The organism is Aminithiophilus ramosus (genome assembly GCF_018069705.1).
GTDB lineage: Bacteria > Synergistota > Synergistia > Synergistales > Aminithiophilaceae > Aminithiophilus > Aminithiophilus ramosus.
Genome location: NZ_CP072943.1, coordinates 1,609,168 through 1,625,178, shown reverse-complemented (window position 1 = coordinate 1,625,178; position 16,011 = coordinate 1,609,168). Strand labels below are relative to the sequence as shown.

Genomic DNA, 16,011 nt, shown 5'->3' with positions numbered 1-16,011 from the left:
TCCGATGGTCCCTTACTGGTTCATGGGCTCCGGCGATTTCGGTCGTCTCTGTCTCGTCGGTCTTCTCTCCCGGCAGACCCCGACGCTGGTTATCTCCGCCCCCTCCCGTCCCGCCGGCCGAGGCCTCAGGCTCAGGGAGACTCCCGTGGCCCGAGAGGCTGTCGAACGTGGCCTTCCCCTCCATCTTTCCCCCAAGGTCAACAGCGATGACGATCTTCTGAGGCGCTTCGACGACGAGCGTCCTCAGGTGATCATCGTCGTCGATTTCGGCCAGATGATCGGCGAGCCCTATCTCTCGACCCCCCCTTGGGGCTGCCTGAACGCCCACCCCTCCCTGCTTCCCCTCTATCGAGGCGCCGCCCCTCTTCAGCGCGCCCTCATGGCAGGCGACAAAGAGACGGGAATTTCCGTCTTCCGCCTTGTGCCCGCCATGGACGCCGGCCCCATACTCGCCCAGAGCCGGGAAGGAATCGAAAATCACGAATCGTACGGGCACTTGCTCGCGCGGCTGGCCCCTAAGGGTGGCATTTTATTGCAGAAAGTTTTAGAATTATTGGAGGAGGGTTTGGCCTGTCCGAAGGAACAGGACCATGCGAAGGCGACCTTCGCCCCCGTCATCAGGAAAGAGGAGTGTCCCATCCGCTGGATTCGCACGGCGCGGGAAATCGCCTGTCAGGTCCGCGCCCTCAATCCCTCTCCCGGCACCTATGCCCTGATGAGAGGCAGACGTCTCAAAATCTGGCAGGTCGATGTCGTCGACGGAGCGGGAGAACCCGGCTCCTTTCTCGAACCTCGGGAGGGACGAGCCGTCGTCGCCTGCGGACGTGGCGCCCTCGCCCTCGGCGAAGTCCAGCCCGAGGGAGGGAAACGTCTCGAAGGAACCCTCTGGTGGCGGGGGCTCGACCTCGGAAAGGGGGAATCGCTTTCATGACCGACCTTTCCCCGCTGCGCGAGGACCAGGTCACCAGGCGGACCTGGCCCGGAGTCGTCGCCGTGACGGGAGCCCTCGGCTCGGGCAAGACGGCCTGGACTCTTGACATCGGACTTTCCCTCCATCGGCGAGGTTTCCGCGTGGCCTTCGCCGACTTGGACATCATCAACCCCTATTTCTGTCTTCGTGAGGTCGCCGACGACATTCGGAGGCTGGGTGTTGATGTCGCCCTCCCTCCGGGAGAGACGCGCTGGGGCGATTTCCCCGTCGTCTCGCCGGCAGTGACGCGCCTTCTCTCCTCCGATTACGATCACGTCTTTCTCGACGTCGGAGGGGAGGCCAAGGGGGTCCTTGCCCTCAAGCAATTCGTCCCCTTCCTGGAGGAAAGGGGCTACGAGCTTCTGCTGGTCCTCAACCCCTTCCGTCCTCAATCGTCGACGGTCGAGGCCGTCCGGACCATGTGTCGTGATATGGAGGCCCTCAGCGGTCTTCGCGTAACGGGGATTCTGGGGAATGCCCACCTCATGGAACGGACCGGAGTGGAAGATCTGGTACGGGGGCTTGCCCTGGTCCGACGTTCGGCAGAGGCCCTTGCACTGCCCCTTATTTATGTCGGCGTTTCCGAGTCTCTCTTTGAAAGGGCCCGAGAGAGCCTGGCCCTCGAGACGGTCCCGTTGTGGCCCCTCTCGAGGCGGATCCTGTTTCCCTGGGAGAGGAGTGTGCCGGTAGATGGCAAAGGGACGAGTCGCCATTCTTGAAGACCGCTGCAAGAGCTGCGGTCTTTGTGTTGCCGCCTGTCCGATGAAGGTGCTGCGCATTTCGGAGAGGATCAACGAGAAGGGGTATCGCCCGGCGGAGCAGTACAGAGAGGGGTGCGTGGCCTGCAAGATCTGTGCCCTGACCTGTCCCGACGTGGCTATCGAAGTCTTCAGGATGGAAGAGGCCTAGAGGAGCGACCGGACAACTTTCGGAGGTGAAAGGCTAATGGGCGAAAAGGTTCTGATGAAGGGCAACGAGGCCTTGGCCGAGGCTGCGATTCAGGCCGGCTGTCGCTATTTCTTCGGCTATCCCATCACGCCCCAGAACGAGATTCCCGAGCTCATGTCGAAACGTCTCCCCGAAGTGGGCGGCGTCTATCTCCAGGCCGAGAGCGAAGTGGCCTCGATCAATATGGTCTTCGGCGGAGCCGGAACGGGCGAACGGGTCATGACCTCCTCGTCGAGCCCCGGCATTTCCCTCATGTCGGAGGGAATCAGCTTCATCGCCGGCGCCGAGCTGCCCTGCGTCATCATGAATATCGTCCGCGGCGGTCCCGGCCTGGGCGGCATTCTCCCGGCCCAGTCGGACTATTTTCAGGCGACGCGGGGGGGTGGACATGGCGATTACCGTCTCCTGGTCCTGGCGCCGAGCACTCTGCAGGAGGCCGTCGATCTGACCATGGAGGCCTTCGACCTGGCTGAAATTTATCGCAATCCCGTCATGATCCTCGGCGACGGTTTCATGGGACAGATGATGGAGGCCGTCGAATTCAGAGCCCCAGTCAGGCGTGATCTGCCCGATAAAAAGGAGCGCGCCGTAGGTTACATGGGCTGGCGGGGGAAACGTGCCCTCGTCAAAAGCCTCTACCTCGATCCGGAGGAACTGGAGGCCCATAACCTGAAGCTCAACGCCAAGTATGCCCTCATGGCCGAAAACGAGACGCGCCACGAGACCTACATGATGGAGGACGCCCGGTATGTCGTCGCCGCCTACGGGACGACGGCCCGCATCGCCCGATCGGCTATCCATCTCCTCCGCGAAGAGGGAATCGCCGTCGGGATGATCCGGCCCATTACGGTTTTCCCCTTCCCCTACGCCCCCTTCGAGACGCTCTCCCCTCAGGTCGAGGCTGTTCTCGCCGTCGAGATGAGCTGCGGTCAGATGATCGACGACGTCAAGATCGGCGTCGCCGGCCGAGCCCCCGTCTCCTTCTTCGGTCGCGTCGGCGGCATCGCCCCGACGGTGGATGAGATCGCGGGCGCCGTCCGCGCTCTTCGGAAGAGCTAGGCAGGTGACGACGATGAAAGAGCTCAAGATTTTCGAGCGTCCCCGCTCCATGGTCGACGTGACGACGCACTACTGCCCCGGATGCACGCACGGCATCGCTCACAGGCTCGTGGCCGAGGTCATCGACGAACTGGGCATTCAGGAGAAAACAGTCGGCGTGGCCCCCGTGGGCTGTGCCGTTTTCATCTACAACTACATCGACACCGATATGTACGAGGCGGCCCACGGCCGTGCTCCCGCCATCGCCTCGGCCTGCAAGCGCATCCGCCCCGACCTGACGGTCTTCACCTATCAGGGCGATGGCGACCTGGCCTCCATCGGCATGGCCGAGATCGTCCACGCCGCCAACAGGGGAGAGAAGATCACCGTCATCTTCGTCAACAACGCCATTTACGGCATGACGGGAGGTCAGATGGCGCCCACGACCCTGGTCGGACAGAAGGCGACGACCTGTCCCCTGGGACGTGACCCCCAGATCAACGGCTATCCCATACGCGTCGCCGAGATGTTGGCCACACTGGCCGCTCCCGGCTATATTGCCCGCGTCTGTGTGGCCAAGCCCAAATATATCCTCGAGGCCAAGAAGGCCGTTCGAAAGGCCTTCGAGACGCAGATCTCCGGCAAGGGGTTCTCGATGGTCGAGATTCTCTCCACCTGCCCCACCAACTGGGGGCTGCGCCCCGTTGAGGCCACGGACTGGCTCGTCGAGAAGATGATTCCCTACTATCCTCTGGGCGAGTTCAAGGTTCCCGAGTAAGGAGGGCTGAGGCGTGTCGACCTTTTATCGCAGCTTCATCGCCGCCGGTTTCGGCGGCCAGGGCATTCTCTCGCTGGGACAGATCGTGGCCTATGCCGCCATGAAGGAGGGACGGTTCGTCACCTGGATCCCCTCCTACGGCCCGGAGATGCGGGGAGGGACGGCCAACTGCAGCGTCATCGTCAGCGAGACGGAGATCGCCTCGCCCGTCGTCTCCCGCCCCGACGTCCTCGTCATCATGAACCAGCCCTCCCTGGAGAAGTTCGAGAGCTGTCTCAAGCCGGGCGGCCTTCTTCTCTACAACAGTGACCTCGTCCGCTGCGACAACCCCAGATCCGACGTGAAGGTTCTGGCCGTGGCCGCCAACGGCCTCGCCGCCTCCTTGGGCAACGACAAGGTGGCCAACGTCATTGTCCTGGGCGCCCTGTCGGCCCACACGGACCTCGTCGGCGAGGCGGCTTGCCGCGTCACCATCTCCGATCTTTTCGGCAAGAAAAAGGCGGCTCTTGTGGAGCTCAACCTCCAGGCTTTCGACAAGGGCCGGGGGCTCTCCTAGCGCCATGGATCCCAAAGAGACGGCTCTTTCCAGCAAAACGCTCTTCGAGGGACGCATCGTCACCCTGCGCGTCGACGAAGTCGAGCTGGATTCGGGGCACCGCACGACGCGAGAGGTCATCACCCATGCCCCTGCCGTCGCTCTCATCGCCCTGACGGACCGAGGGGAGATCTTCCTCGTCCGCCAGTACCGCCATCCGGTGGGCAGGGTCATCCTGGAGATTCCGGCGGGCCTCGTCGAACCCGGAGAGGAGCCCCGAGAGACGGCCCGTCGCGAACTGATGGAGGAGGTGGGGCAGGACGCGGGACGGATCGAGGAGATCGGTCGCTTCTACAGCTCCCCCGGTTTCAGCGACGAGGTCATCATCCTTTTTTTGGCGACGGAATTGACGCCCCGTCGTCTCGAGGCCGATGACGACGAGGATCTGAGAGTTCTCTCCCTTCCCCTGGAGGATTTCGCCCAAGCGCTGGACGAGGAGGAGATCAAGGACAGCAAGACGGTGGCGGCCCTCTGGTGGTTGCAGGCCAAGGGGCTAGCCCCCTGTTCGGGACGTTGAAGGCCGTCGCGACTTTTTTCGACTACCTGCGCTTCGAGCGGGGTTGCAGCGAAAACACCGTCAAGGCCTACGAAGGCGATCTGGCCCGGTGGTGCGCCTTCTGCGAGGGCGCAGGGCTTTCCCCCCTTCCTCCGTCGGAGGAAAAAGTGGCCCCTTTTCTGCGTAAGGCCTCCCTGGAGGGCAAGAGCTCGGCCACGGTTCAGCGTTACGCCGCCACTCTGCGTTCCTGGTCCCATTTCCTCCAGATGGACGGATGGATCGAGCAGGACGTCTGGTTGCCCCCCTTGCCCGACAAGGCCCGTCGGCTGCCGCAGATTCTCAACGAAGGGGAGGTCGAGCGCCTCCTTTCGGCCTGCCCCGACACGCTTCTCGGGCTTCGTGACAGGGCGCTGCTGGAGCTCTCCTACGGCTGCGGACTCCGGGCCGGAGAGGCCTGCTCCCTTCACGTCGGCGACGCCGATTTCCGCCGCGGCACTCTGCGCGTGCTCGGCAAGGGGGACAAGGAACGCCTTCTCCCCCTTGTGGGGCAGATCAAGGAACGCCTCCGTCTCTACGTCGGCGAGGCTCGCCCGGGCCTGGGCGGGACTTCGGATGTCCTGTTCCTGAGCCGCAACGGAAGGCCCCTGAGGCGGGAGGATTTCTGGAGGATCATTCGCCGTAGGGGCAAGGAGGCGGCCATCCCCGCGGTCCGCCTTCATCCTCACGTCTTGCGTCACTCCTTCGCGACTCACCTCCTCCGGCGGGGGATGGATCTCCGGACGCTTCAGGAACTTCTCGGCCACGCCTCCATCGCCACGACGGAGCGCTATACGCACTTCGATCTGGAGCTGCGCGACGTTTACGACAGGTGTCATCCCCGGGCCTGAGGGTCCGTGAAAAGAGTGGAGGTGTCCGCCGTGTGCGGAGTTGAAGAGGTCAAAAAGGCTCGGGCCGAGCTGGCACGGAAGATTCCCTTCGTTCCCCGCGTCGCCGTCGTTCTCGGCTCGGGGCTGGGCTCTTTCGCCGATGCCATCGAAGAACCCGTCGTCGTTCCCTACGAGGAAATTCCCTTCTGGCCCCGATCGACGGCTCCCGGGCATGCGGGACGGATCGTCGCCGGACGTCTGAGAGGCGTGCCGATCGTCGCCATGCAGGGCCGCGTCCATCTCTACGAGGGCTATTCGCCTCAGGAGGTCGTCTTTCCCGTCCGTGTCTTTGCCGCCATGGGCGTCAAGATCTACCTGGCCACGAACGCATCGGGAGGGATCAACCCATCCTATCGTCCCGGCGATCTCGTCCTCATCGAGGATCACATCAACTTCATGGGCGTCAATCCCCTCACGGGGCCCAACGAGGAGAGCTGGGGCGTCCGCTTTCCCGACATGACCGAGGCCTACAGCGAGCGCCTCATCCAGAGGGCCGACAAGGTCGCCTCCGATGGAGGTATCTGGATCAAACGAGGCGTCTACGTCGCCTTTCACGGCCCCTCCTTCGAGACGCCCGCCGAGATCCGCATGGCCCGGGCCATGGGCGGCGACCTGGCCGGCATGTCGACGGTCCCTGAAGTCATCGCCGCCAATCATCTGGGGCTCGAAGTGCTGGCCCTCTCCTGCGTCGCCAACTTCGCCGCCGGAATGACGAAAAACCGTCTCACCCACGAAGAGGTCCTTTCCGAGATGGATAAGGCCTCGGGAAAACTGGCGCGGCTTCTTTCTGACCTCATCGCCGCTTTGGGCAGCGATGTTTAACCCCCTGGCCTTTATCGAGGAGAAGCGCGAAGGCGGCCGTCATGAAGAGGCCGCCCTTCGCGCTTTCGTCTCGGCCGTCCTTGACGGTTCCGTCGCCGACTATCAGGCGGTTGCCTGGCTTATGGCCACCTTTTTCCGAGGCCTCGACGACGAGGAGCTTCGGGCGTTCACCCTGGCCCTGGCCGATTCGGGGCAGAGAGTCATCCTGCCGGCAGGACTCAACGCCGTCGATAAACACAGCACGGGAGGCGTGGGCGACAAGACGACGCTCGTCCTCGTTCCCCTCGTCGCCGCCTGCGGGTTGCCTGTGGCGAAGCTGTCCGGGCCGGGGTTGGGGTTCACCGGCGGGACCGTCGACAAGCTTGAGGCCATTCCCGGATTTCAGTCCCATCTGCCTCTGGATCGCTTCATCTCCCAGGTGGAGAGCATCGGCTGCGCCGTCAGCGGTCACTCTCTCGATCTGGCCCCGGCCGAAGGGCGCTTCTATGCCCTCCGGGACGTGACGGCCACCGTTCCCTCTCTTCCCCTCATCGCCTCCAGCATCGTCAGCAAAAAACTGGCCGGAGGCGCCACCTCCTTCGTCTTCGACGTCAAGTGCGGCGACGGTGCCTTCATGACCGACATCGACGGTGCCCGTCGTCTGGCTCGAACTCTTGTCGATCTCTCCTCTTCCCTGGGGCGGAGGAGCCTGGCCTTCGTCACCGACATGGATCAGCCCCTGGGGCGATGGGCCGGAAACGCCTCGGAGGTGGCCGAGGCCATCGACGTCCTTCAGGGCAAGGGACCTGCCGATACGCGCGAGCTCTGTCTGCTTTTGGGGGGGGCCATGGTCCTTCTCGGCGGCAGGGCGGCCACGCTGGAAGAGGGGATCGACACCTGCCGTGAGGCCCTCGACGGGGGGAAGGCCCTTGAAAAAATGGCCCGGCTCCTCGAGGCCCAGGGCGCATCGCCTCAGATCCTGGAGGAGCCGGAGAAGTCCCTGCCTCGGGCCTCGAAGGTCTTAGAGCTCCGGGCCTGTCGCGACGGCTATGTGCAACGCATGGCGGCCCGCAGCGTCGGAGAGGCCGTCAAAATCATGGGAGGGGGGCGCATGCGCAAAGAAGACGTCATCGACCCCTCCGTCTCCGTCGAGTGTTGCCGGAAAAGAGGGGAGGCCGTCCGCGCCGGAGAACTCGTGCTCCGCCTGCATCACAACGGGGGCAGCCGTCTGGACGAGGCCCGACTTCTCCTGGAAAAGGCCTTCGTCATCGGCGACGAACCGCACTTCTCACCGCTTCTGCTGGAGCGGGTCGACGTTTAGGAAAGCTTGAGGCGACGGAACTCGAGATTCTCCAAGTCGATCCAAAGGAGGGTCCCTTCCGGAAGGGTGGACCTTCCCGTCAGGAGCTTGACGGTTTCCGTCACCTCCAAAGAGGCGACGAGGGCAGGAGTGAAGGGCGGGTTGCCCGTCTGTCCTTCGATGCCCTTGTTCGACTCCTCGTCCTCGAAGAGAGCTCTTTCATCGCCTTTGATGACCTGAAGCTGTCCCCAGAAACCGGCGATGGCCCCGTGGACGAAGGGGATGGCTTTCTCGCGGCACGCTTTCAGGAGAAGTCGCCTCGACAGGTTGTTGTCGAGGGCGTCGACGGCGACGTCGACGCCCTCGAGGAAGCTTCCGACCGTCTCCTCGTCGATGAAGCCATCGAAGGCGCGCACCTCGAGGGCTCCGTTGATGGCTCGGACGTGGGCTGCCGCCGTGGCGGCCTTCCCCGTCCCGATGCGTTTCTCCGACGAGAGGATCTGACGGTTCAGATTCGAGACGGCGAAGACGTCGCCGTCGGCCACGTGCAGACGACCGATGCCGGAACGGGCCAGAAGATCGACGATGAGGCCGCCCAGCCCGCCGCAGCCCGCCACGGCCACCGTCGATTGGAGGAGGCGGAGCTGCCCCTCCCGTCCCAATGTTCCCATGGTACGGTCGAAGCGGAGAGGGATTCGCCCTTTCTGCAGCGCACCGATCTGGGCCTCCAGAAGGGAGCAGCCGCGCTCCTGGGCCCAGCGGCGTTCCGCATCGGGATCCATGAGCGTTTCGGAGATGTCGCCCTGTATCCGCGCAGACTCTTCTTTCTCCGTCATGATGAACCTCCTTTTTGACTCCGATTCAGAGGAGACTGGGGCGATGGACAGAATCGAAGAAGGGAAGCAGTTCCGACGCCATCTCGACGAGGCCCGCCGAGGCGAAAGCGACGCCCTGGCCGAGGTCCTTCTGGCCTATCTTCCCCTTGTTAGAAGCCAGGCCTTTTCCCTCTCCGGCGGGGATCGCTATCTGCAGGAGGACCTCTCTCAGGAGGGGCTTCTTGCCCTCTGCCGTGCCGTACAGCTTTTCAGCCCCCCGAGAGGTTCTTTTGGTGCCTTCGCGAAAGTCTGCGTCCGCAACGCCATGATCTCGCTGCTGAGACGGCGTCCTCCCGAGGAGGCCGCCGAAGAGGAGCGTCTCGAAAAGGCCTCGCCGCCTCAGCTCGATCTCCAGGAGATCGTCGAAGGGCGCGAGAGGCTTCAGCGGGCCGTGCACCTTCTCTCAGACGCGGAACTGATGGCCATGGATGCCTTCCTGGAGACGGGCGGCGTGGCCTCTGCGGCCCAGGTCCTCCGGTGGCCCCGCAAAAGGGTGGATAACGCCCTGAGCCGGGCCAGAAGCAAGCTGCGCGACGCCGGCCTGGGACCGATCTAATCGCCGTCGAGCCGCTCCTCCGCTCTCTCCAGGGCCGAGGCGACATCGACGGGATGGCCCATTCGTCTCAGAGTCGCAGCCAGGGCCGAGAGGAAGAGGAGGACGTTGTTGGCCGTTGATCCGCTTCCCATCAGGCCAACGCGGATGACCCTTCCTCGGAACTCCCCGAGCCCCGAGCCCACTTCGATGGCGTGGCGCTCCATGAGTTCCCGGCGCAGCCGTCCGTCGTCGATCCCCTCCGGCAGGGCGAGACAGGTCAGGCTGGGCAGGCGATCCTCTTTCGCCACGGGCAGGGTCAGCCCCATGGCCTCGAGACCGGCCCATAGGGCCTCGGCGTTCCGTCGATGACGGGCCCAGCGGGACTCGAGTCCCTCTTCGTCGACGATCCGAAGGGCCTCGTTGAAGGCGTAGAGCATGTTGACCGGTGCCGTGTGATGGTAGAAACGCTCCTGCTCCCAGTAGCGCATGATCATCGTCAGGTCGAGATACCAGCTCTGGACCTTCGTCTTCCTCGACCGTACGACCTCGACGGCCCGGCTGCTCAGAGTCAGGGGGGCCAGGCCCGGCGGGCAGCCCAGGCACTTCTGGCTGCCGCTGTAGACGATATCGAGCCCCAGCCGGTCGACGGGCACCTCCATGCCGCCCAGGGAGGTGACGGCGTCGACGAGCAGGAGCATGCCCGCCTCGTGGACCTTGGCGGCAATGGCGTCGAGATTCTGGAGGACGCCCGTCGACGTCTCGGCCTGGACGAGGCCGACCAGCTTCGCCTCGGGATGGCTGTCGATGGCCTCGAAAAGAGTCTCCTCGGGCAGCGTCTTGCCGAAGGGGGCCGAGACCTTGATGACCGTGGCGCCGCAACGCTCGGCCACATCCTGCATGCGCTGACCGAAGACGCCCTGGTCTCCGATGATGACCGTGTCGCCTCTTTCGATGACGTTGACGCAGGCTGCCTCCATCCCGGCGCTTCCCGTCCCCGGCATGGTGACGGTGAGGGCGTTCGACGTCTGGAACGTCTTGCGGAGAAGTTCCTGCGTCTCATCCATGAGGGCGACGAAATCGCCGTCGAGATGGCCCAGCGTCGGCTCGGCGAGGGCGCGCAGGACACGGCCTTCGACGGGGCTCGGGCCCGGCCCGAGAAGAAGTTTTTCCCTCGTTCGGCGAGGGCGGCGTGATTCCATCGGGATCCCTCCTCTGTCTGATCCTGTCCGGCCACGGAGCCGAAGCGGTCTTGCCCGGTCCCGATCCGAATGTCTCGATTGTACCTCAAGAGCGAGGCGGAATGGCTTCAGATGGGGTAAACTGGATCGACCTCGGCTTCTTGGAGGTCGATCTCATTCCAGAAGGAGGTGCAGGGAGACGTCTCTTCACCTGTGGGCCTCTCCCCGATCGACGATGAAAGCGATCTCCGGCATTTTCGCTCCCCTCTCCACCCCTTTCGACGCAACCGGTGCCGTCGACGGCCTGGCCTTCGAGGAAAACGTCGAGAAATACGGTCGGACCGGTCTCGCCGGACTTGTCGTTCTCGGCAGCAACGGCGAGTTCGTCCTCCTCGACGAGGAGGAGAAGGTCTCTCTCGTGGAAAGGGCACGCCGCCGTCTTCCCCGGGACAAGAAGATCATCGCAGGAACGGGGCGCGAGTCCCTCAGGGATACGCTGACCCTCACGAGGCGATGCGCTGACGCCGGCGCCGACGCGGCCCTCGTCATCACGCCCAACTACTACAAGACCGACATGGGCGAGGCCGCCCTGGAACGGTACTACACCGAGACGGCCGATGCCTCGTCCCTGCCCGTCATCCTCTACAACATGCCTCGCAACACGGGCGTCAACATCTCTTCGGCCCTTGCCGTCCGCCTCTCGGCGCATCCCAACATCGTGGGCATCAAGGACAGCTCGGCCAACATCGTCCAGATCACCGAGACGATCGCCGACGCCGATCGGGATTTCTCCGTCATCGCCGGATCGGCCAGTTTCCTTCTTGCGACGCTCGTCCTCGGCGGCGACGGCGGAACCATGGCCGTGGCCAACGTCGTCCCCGACCTCTGCGTCGAGCTCTATGAGGCCTTTCTCGCCGGGAACCTATCTCGGGCCCGGGAGATCCAGTTCGCCCTCATGGAGATCAACGGTGCCGTCACCTCCCGCTTCGGCCTGGGCGGCATGAAGGCGGCCATGGACATGGTCGGCTACAGGGGCGGCCTGCCGCGCCCGCCCATCCTTCCCGCCTCGGAAACGACGAAGTCCACGATCAGGGAGATCTACCGTCGCCTGGGAATCGCTCCCCTGGTCTGACTCATCGTGAAGAGGCAATCTTTTCGCCCTTGGCAAGACGGGCAAAATGAAAAGAGGGGGCTTTCTCTTCCTTTCAGGTAGTCTCTGTCTTCTGGACATTTCGAGGGCAAAAGGCTACCATAGGCTTCGTCGCGGAGGCGATTCTCGGCTGGTGCCGGGTGCAGACTTCAAATCTGTCGGGGGTCGGTACGCGCCGGCTCCGGTGGGTTCGATTCCCACACGCCTCCGCCAAGCCGAATCGTGACGTCCTGCGATCGTTGACTTTACGAAAAGTCGGCTCCGGCTTCGCACCCTCAGAGGCAGTTCTGTCACGTCGACATCGACCATCAGGACAGCGAGTGACGATAGGGATCCTGTCTTCTTGTCTCTCTTTCGACGGGTCTGGGGTCGGCGCGTCCATTCAGGTGTCTTCTTCAGGGATTCAGGGATGCCCACCGGGAGGCTCTTTCTCTCGGCGGCATCCCTGCTTTTTTTGAAGCTCTTCCGAAGCGGTATCTCAACGGATAAAGGGTTCCTTCGACCCGGCGAGGGCGTCGGCGAGCCAGAGGGGGTGCATGGCCATCATCGGCTCTGGAAGGGAATCGAGAGGGAAGAAGCCCGCGTCGAGCGTCTCCGGCCCCGTCCTTCCAAGGGTTCCTCCTGTGGGACGGCAGAGGAAGCAGGTCGTGACGAAGTGGCGGATCCGTCCGTCGGGGTAGGTCATGACCTGCGAGCGGGGATCGGAATAGACGCCGATCAGTCCCGTCACTTCGGCTTCGATTCCCGTCTCCTCCCGGATTTCCCGAAGGACGGCTCCCGCCACGGTTTCCGTCGGCTCGACGTGCCCCGAGGGGATGCCCCAGAGGCCGTTGTCGCGGCGGCGCATGAGGAGGACTCTTTCTCCTTCGAGGACGATGGCGGCAACGCCGGGCTCCACCCTTTCAGGCCAGGCGTACGAGGGGCCGTCCCATTCCCCTACGGAAAGGGACTCGTCGAAAAGGTCTTCCAGGGAGGCGATTCTCCCGTCGGGATTGCGGAAGTCCCGGTCGTAGGGGAAGGTCACGGCCTCACCCATGAGAAGGGCCGGCAATCCCGACCGGTGGGCGCCGAGGATGTCCACGTCGGGCGTATCGCCGATCATGACGGCTCTTTTTCCTCTTCCGAGGCCTTTCAGGGCGACGTCGAACATGAAGGGCTGGGGTTTGCCGACGGAGATCGGTCTCTGTCCCGATCCGGCCACAAGGGCCTCGACGAGGGTTCCCACGGCGGCCAGGGGACCCTGGGGCCCCGGATAGGTCCTGTCCTCGTTGGTGGCCACGAAAAAAGCTCCCCGACGGATGGCCAGAGAGGCCTCCCTGATGTCTGCCATGGTGATGTCGTCGTTCCAACCGACGACGACGGCGTCGCAGCCGTCGCCTTCCGTCGACGTCACGCCTCGGGCCAGGAGGGCCTCTTTCAGCCCCTTGTGACCGAGGACCCAGGCTTTGCGAAGATCCTTGGCGGCCAGCAGGGCGGCGGTGGCCGTCCCCGACGTGACCACTTCCCTTTCCTGGGACTCGATGCCCAAGGATCGGAGACGTCGGACGATCTCTTCCGCCGAGGTGGGGTTGTTGGTGAGGAACCGGATCTCCTTGCCTTTCCGGCGCAGCTCCTTCAGGACCAGAGGCGTCCCCGGCGTGGGTTCGTCGCCGATGTAGACGACGCCGTCGAGGTCGAGGAAAAAGGCGTCGAATTGTGCTGCGATCATGGCGTCACCTCCCTGTCGTTTCGCCTTGGATGACATTTTAACCCCAAAAACGCGGGAGAGGGCTCTCCTTTGTTCCGGTGTCCCTCCCTTTCGACAAACGGCGCCCCCGGGAAGGGACTCGTCGCGTCTGTTCCGTGCGGCCTTTCGCCCTGCTGTCCGACGAAGACGGAGAGAGGGAGGTGTTTCGGAGGAGATCCCTCCCTTCCCCCCAGGGGCAAAAGACCCCTTGCCGCTGCAGGAAAAAGCCTTCATGATGGAGAGACCTTGCAGGTGGGGTGACGTCTTCGCCCCATCCGCCCAAAGAGGAGGCGATTCTCGATGTTTTTAAAACGGACCTTCTCCTTCGACGCGGCTCATCGCCTGATTCACTATCACGGCAAGTGCGAGGCCCTTCACGGCCACACCTACCGGTTGGCCGTAACGCTTCGTGGAGAGACGGACCGGGAGGGGATGATCCTCGATTTCGTCGAGCTGAAGGCCATCGTCAACGAGAAGGTCCTCTCCCGTCTGGATCATGCCTACCTCAACGATCTTCTCGAACAGCCCACGGCCGAGTACATCGCCCGCTGGATCTGGGGGGAGCTCGAAACGCCCCTGGCCCGTCCCAACTGCCGCCTCCACGAGATCGAGGTCTGGGAGACGGCGTCCAGTTCCGTGATCCTCCGTCGCGAGGATATGGAACCGGGCCGAGTGTCATGAGACCGCTGCAGATCGATTTCATCGACGATGGAGAAATCGGCCGACGTCTGAAGGCGTTGGGTTGCGACGACCGGGGAGTCCCCTATTTCCTGGCCAAGAGAGAAACGCTGACCCTGCTGCTCAAAGATGTCGATACGCGGGCCGCCAACGCCCTCAAGCAGGAGATGCTGGCCCGCGGAGGCGACGTGGCCGTTCACCGCAACGCCATCGACAGGCAGGTGGAGCGGACGGACGGCCTTCTCTTCGGCACGGAGAAGGCCGTCCGTCTTCTCGTCGAAAAACTGAAGGCCATGCCCTACTGGGGGTTGGAGGAGGTCCGCCTGGGACTGACGGCATTTCTGGCGTCTCGCCGCAGGGGGGAGCATCCTCGGGGCCTTGACCTTCCTGGAGGGCGTCGTCTCTCCTTCGAGGGGCGGAGTCTCATCATGGGCATTCTCAACGTCACTGCCGATTCCTTCTATGCGGGCAGCCGCATCGCCGATTTGGCCGAACTGCTGGAGCGGGCGGAAACGATGGTCGCCGAAGGGGCCGATATTCTCGATGTGGGCGCCGAGTCGACGCGTCCCGGTTCCGACGGTCTCGATGCGGCCACCGAGCTTGTCCGGCTCGTTCCCGCGCTGAGGGCGCTCAGGGAACGTTTCCCCGATCTGCCTCTTTCGGCCGACACGAACAAGGCTTCCGTGGCCGAAGCCGCCGTGGCGGCCGGGGCCGACATCGTCAACGACATCTCCGGTTTCGGCTTCGACGGAGCCTTGGCCGAGACGGTGGCCGCCCTGGCCGTTCCCGTCGTCGTCATGCACATTCAGGGGAGGCCGAGGACGATGCAGGAGGCTCCCCGCTACGGTGATCTTCTCCCCGACATGGTCGCCTATTTCGAGGACCGCCTCGCCCTGGCCGCCAGGTCGGGTATCGACGAAAGCCGTATCATTCTCGACCCCGGCATCGGTTTCGGCAAGACGTCGGAGCACAACCTGGAGATTCTTCGTCACCTCGAAGCTCTGCGGGGTTTCGGCCTTCCTCTGCTTGTCGGGCACTCCCGCAAGAGCTTTCTCGGTGCCGTCCTCGACGAGCCCCGGCCCGAAGGGCGTCTCGAGGGGACCTTGGCCGTCTCGGCCCTCTGCGCCTGGCGGGACGTCGAAATCCTTCGCGTTCACGACGTGGGGGCCAGCAGGAAGGCCGTCGACGTCGTCGCCGCCATAAGGAGAGGGAGCCCCTGAGGGCCCCCTCTCCTCATGGCCATCTTAATCTAGTCGCCGAACGATTGCCTCAAGATCAACAGGGTGATCTGGGTGTTTCCCGAGTAGCCCGTACCGGGGTTCTTGACGGCTTTGAAGGGATGGTCCTCTCCGTCGGCGTTGAAGAAGGGAGGAGAGGCGGCGATCTTCTCCAAAGCCTGGCGCGTCTCGTAGTTTTCGAAACGGTCGTCGACTTTGCATACGACGTAGAACTTTCCGTCGCCGTTTCCCTCTTCGAAAAGCCAGACGAAATACTGATTGTCCGTGGCCGAAAACTTGGCGGCCAGCTTCCGGTCCAGGTAGGGAAGCAGGAACGTTCCGGCGTCCTTCTTGTTCGCGTTGCCGTTGGAGGCTTCTTCGGGGAACCAGCGGCCGTTGTCGGCGAAGTAAAGCATGGCCGCCTCCTGAAGGGTTCGCATGTTCGCGACGATGACCGAAGCCCGGGTTCTGGCCTGGAACCTTGCCGCGACGACCAGCATCGCTCCGGCCAAAAGACCGATGACGATGACGACGATGAGAATCTCCACAAGGGTGAACCCCTTCCGTTTCCTCGACACGATGAGCTCCTTTCCCGCTCGAAGGCGGCCCTGTGGGGCAAGTGAGAGTGCGTTCACGCTTTGCGAAACGCCGTCCTTCAATCTCATGAAATCTAACACAATATCGAGAAATTCCCAAAGAGGATCGTCCCCGGGGACGATCCTCTCCTGCTTCTATGAATTTTTAATAAATTTTGACATTGTAAAATTTCCATTCAATAGTATAATGGTGAGAAGATCATC

General features: G+C 63.4%; 18 protein-coding genes and 1 tRNA gene. 15 read left to right on the top strand and 4 right to left on the bottom strand.

Annotated elements, in window-relative coordinates; translation table 11 throughout:
- Positions 1-4 precede the first annotated feature (4 nt).
- The 10 genes from fmt to KAR29_RS07415 are packed head-to-tail and all read left to right on the top strand — an operon-like array spanning position 5 to position 7,873.
- Entirely contained in the window at positions 5-931 is a 927-nt protein-coding gene (gene fmt / locus KAR29_RS07460) for a methionyl-tRNA formyltransferase (RefSeq protein ID WP_274372383.1), read from the top strand.
- Positions 928-1,689, top strand: a complete 762-nt coding sequence (locus KAR29_RS07455; RefSeq protein WP_274372382.1) for a P-loop NTPase family protein — start codon at positions 928-930, stop codon at positions 1,687-1,689. Before fmt ends, KAR29_RS07455 begins: the two co-directional genes overlap by 4 nt.
- Complete coding sequence (locus KAR29_RS07450; RefSeq protein ID WP_274372381.1) at positions 1,661-1,879, top strand: 4Fe-4S dicluster domain-containing protein; 219 nt, start codon at positions 1,661-1,663, stop codon at positions 1,877-1,879. The genes KAR29_RS07455 and KAR29_RS07450 overlap by 29 nt, the downstream gene beginning before the upstream one ends.
- 36 nt (positions 1,880-1,915) lie before the next feature.
- The gene (gene vorB, locus KAR29_RS07445) at positions 1,916-2,977 is read left to right on the top strand and encodes a 3-methyl-2-oxobutanoate dehydrogenase subunit VorB (RefSeq protein WP_274372380.1); all 1,062 of its coding nucleotides are present in this window, start codon (positions 1,916-1,918) and stop codon (positions 2,975-2,977) included.
- A 13-nt stretch (positions 2,978-2,990) separates the two neighbouring features.
- Complete coding sequence (locus KAR29_RS07440) at positions 2,991-3,734, top strand: thiamine pyrophosphate-dependent enzyme (RefSeq protein ID WP_274374943.1); 744 nt, start codon at positions 2,991-2,993, stop codon at positions 3,732-3,734.
- 13 nt (positions 3,735-3,747) lie between these two features.
- Positions 3,748-4,290: a 2-oxoacid:acceptor oxidoreductase family protein gene (locus KAR29_RS07435; protein WP_274372379.1), complete on the top strand. Its 543-nt coding sequence runs from the start codon at positions 3,748-3,750 to the stop codon at positions 4,288-4,290.
- A 4-nt stretch (positions 4,291-4,294) separates the two neighbouring features.
- Positions 4,295-4,846, top strand: a complete 552-nt coding sequence (locus tag KAR29_RS07430) for an NUDIX hydrolase (RefSeq protein WP_274372378.1) — start codon at positions 4,295-4,297, stop codon at positions 4,844-4,846.
- Positions 4,843-5,712 (top strand): tyrosine-type recombinase/integrase, encoded by an 870-nt coding sequence (locus tag KAR29_RS07425; protein ID WP_274372377.1) that lies wholly within the window; start codon positions 4,843-4,845, stop codon positions 5,710-5,712. Before KAR29_RS07430 ends, KAR29_RS07425 begins: the two co-directional genes overlap by 4 nt.
- 30 nt (positions 5,713-5,742) lie before the next feature.
- A complete protein-coding gene (locus tag KAR29_RS07420) occupies positions 5,743-6,573 on the top strand; it encodes a purine-nucleoside phosphorylase (RefSeq protein WP_274372376.1) in 831 nt (276 codons plus the stop codon).
- Entirely contained in the window at positions 6,566-7,873 is a 1,308-nt protein-coding gene (locus KAR29_RS07415) for a thymidine phosphorylase (protein WP_274372375.1), read from the top strand. Before KAR29_RS07420 ends, KAR29_RS07415 begins: the two co-directional genes overlap by 8 nt.
- Here the strand turns inward: KAR29_RS07415 and KAR29_RS07410 are convergent.
- The gene (locus KAR29_RS07410) at positions 7,870-8,688 is read right to left on the bottom strand and encodes a HesA/MoeB/ThiF family protein (protein WP_274372374.1); all 819 of its coding nucleotides are present in this window, start codon (positions 8,686-8,688) and stop codon (positions 7,870-7,872) included. The two genes, KAR29_RS07415 and KAR29_RS07410, sit on opposite strands and share 4 nt — an antisense overlap.
- 43 nt (positions 8,689-8,731) lie before the next feature.
- Here KAR29_RS07410 and KAR29_RS07405 point away from each other — a divergent pair, with 43 nt between their 5' ends.
- On the top strand, positions 8,732-9,283 hold the full coding sequence (locus KAR29_RS07405; protein WP_274372373.1) for a sigma-70 family RNA polymerase sigma factor: 552 nt from the start codon (positions 8,732-8,734) through the stop codon (positions 9,281-9,283).
- Here the strand turns inward: KAR29_RS07405 and KAR29_RS07400 are convergent.
- Entirely contained in the window at positions 9,280-10,461 is a 1,182-nt protein-coding gene (locus KAR29_RS07400; protein WP_274372372.1) for a pyridoxal-phosphate-dependent aminotransferase family protein, read from the bottom strand. The genes KAR29_RS07405 and KAR29_RS07400 overlap by 4 nt on opposite strands.
- Positions 10,462-10,675: 214 nt before the next feature.
- On the opposite strand from KAR29_RS07400, the gene KAR29_RS07395 reads away from it, so the two are divergent.
- Entirely contained in the window at positions 10,676-11,572 is an 897-nt protein-coding gene (locus tag KAR29_RS07395; RefSeq protein ID WP_274372371.1) for a dihydrodipicolinate synthase family protein, read from the top strand.
- A 133-nt stretch (positions 11,573-11,705) separates the two neighbouring features.
- A tRNA-Sec gene (locus KAR29_RS07390) sits at positions 11,706-11,803 on the top strand.
- Between the two features lie 265 nt (positions 11,804-12,068).
- Here the strand turns inward: KAR29_RS07390 and KAR29_RS07385 are convergent.
- Positions 12,069-13,298: an HAD-IIA family hydrolase gene (locus KAR29_RS07385; protein WP_274372370.1), complete on the bottom strand. Its 1,230-nt coding sequence runs from the start codon at positions 13,296-13,298 to the stop codon at positions 12,069-12,071.
- A 318-nt stretch (positions 13,299-13,616) separates the two neighbouring features.
- Here KAR29_RS07385 and queD point away from each other — a divergent pair, with 318 nt between their 5' ends.
- Positions 13,617-13,997: a 6-carboxytetrahydropterin synthase QueD gene (gene queD / locus KAR29_RS07380; RefSeq protein ID WP_274372369.1), complete on the top strand. Its 381-nt coding sequence runs from the start codon at positions 13,617-13,619 to the stop codon at positions 13,995-13,997.
- Entirely contained in the window at positions 13,994-15,214 is a 1,221-nt protein-coding gene (gene folP, locus KAR29_RS07375) for a dihydropteroate synthase (RefSeq protein ID WP_274372368.1), read from the top strand. The genes queD and folP overlap by 4 nt, the downstream gene beginning before the upstream one ends.
- Before the next feature lie 29 nt (positions 15,215-15,243).
- Here the strand turns inward: folP and KAR29_RS07370 are convergent, their stop codons facing one another.
- A complete protein-coding gene (locus tag KAR29_RS07370; RefSeq protein WP_274372367.1) occupies positions 15,244-15,789 on the bottom strand; it encodes a prepilin-type N-terminal cleavage/methylation domain-containing protein in 546 nt (181 codons plus the stop codon).
- Positions 15,790-16,011 lie beyond the last annotated feature (222 nt).

Bases quoted from the DNA above. Each gene is read 5' to 3' on its own strand.
- KAR29_RS07400 (WP_274372372.1), bottom strand. From the start codon at position 10,461: ATGGAATCACGCCGCCCTCGCCGAACGAGGGAAAAACTTCTTCTCGGG.
- KAR29_RS07450 (WP_274372381.1), top strand. From the start codon at position 1,661: ATGGCAAAGGGACGAGTCGCCATTCTTGAAGACCGCTGCAAGAGCTGC.
- folP (WP_274372368.1), top strand. From the start codon at position 13,994: ATGAGACCGCTGCAGATCGATTTCATCGACGATGGAGAAATCGGCCGA.
- KAR29_RS07415 (WP_274372375.1), top strand. From the start codon at position 6,566: ATGTTTAACCCCCTGGCCTTTATCGAGGAGAAGCGCGAAGGCGGCCGT.
- KAR29_RS07455 (WP_274372382.1), top strand. From the start codon at position 928: ATGACCGACCTTTCCCCGCTGCGCGAGGACCAGGTCACCAGGCGGACC.
- KAR29_RS07395 (WP_274372371.1), top strand. From the start codon at position 10,676: ATGAAAGCGATCTCCGGCATTTTCGCTCCCCTCTCCACCCCTTTCGAC.
- fmt (WP_274372383.1), top strand. From the start codon at position 5: ATGGTCCCTTACTGGTTCATGGGCTCCGGCGATTTCGGTCGTCTCTGT.
- queD (WP_274372369.1), top strand. From the start codon at position 13,617: ATGTTTTTAAAACGGACCTTCTCCTTCGACGCGGCTCATCGCCTGATT.
- vorB (WP_274372380.1), top strand. From the start codon at position 1,916: ATGGGCGAAAAGGTTCTGATGAAGGGCAACGAGGCCTTGGCCGAGGCT.
- KAR29_RS07385 (WP_274372370.1), bottom strand. From the start codon at position 13,298: ATGATCGCAGCACAATTCGACGCCTTTTTCCTCGACCTCGACGGCGTC.
- KAR29_RS07440 (WP_274374943.1), top strand. From the start codon at position 2,991: ATGAAAGAGCTCAAGATTTTCGAGCGTCCCCGCTCCATGGTCGACGTG.
- KAR29_RS07405 (WP_274372373.1), top strand. From the start codon at position 8,732: ATGGACAGAATCGAAGAAGGGAAGCAGTTCCGACGCCATCTCGACGAG.
- KAR29_RS07430 (WP_274372378.1), top strand. From the start codon at position 4,295: ATGGATCCCAAAGAGACGGCTCTTTCCAGCAAAACGCTCTTCGAGGGA.
- KAR29_RS07410 (WP_274372374.1), bottom strand. From the start codon at position 8,688: ATGACGGAGAAAGAAGAGTCTGCGCGGATACAGGGCGACATCTCCGAA.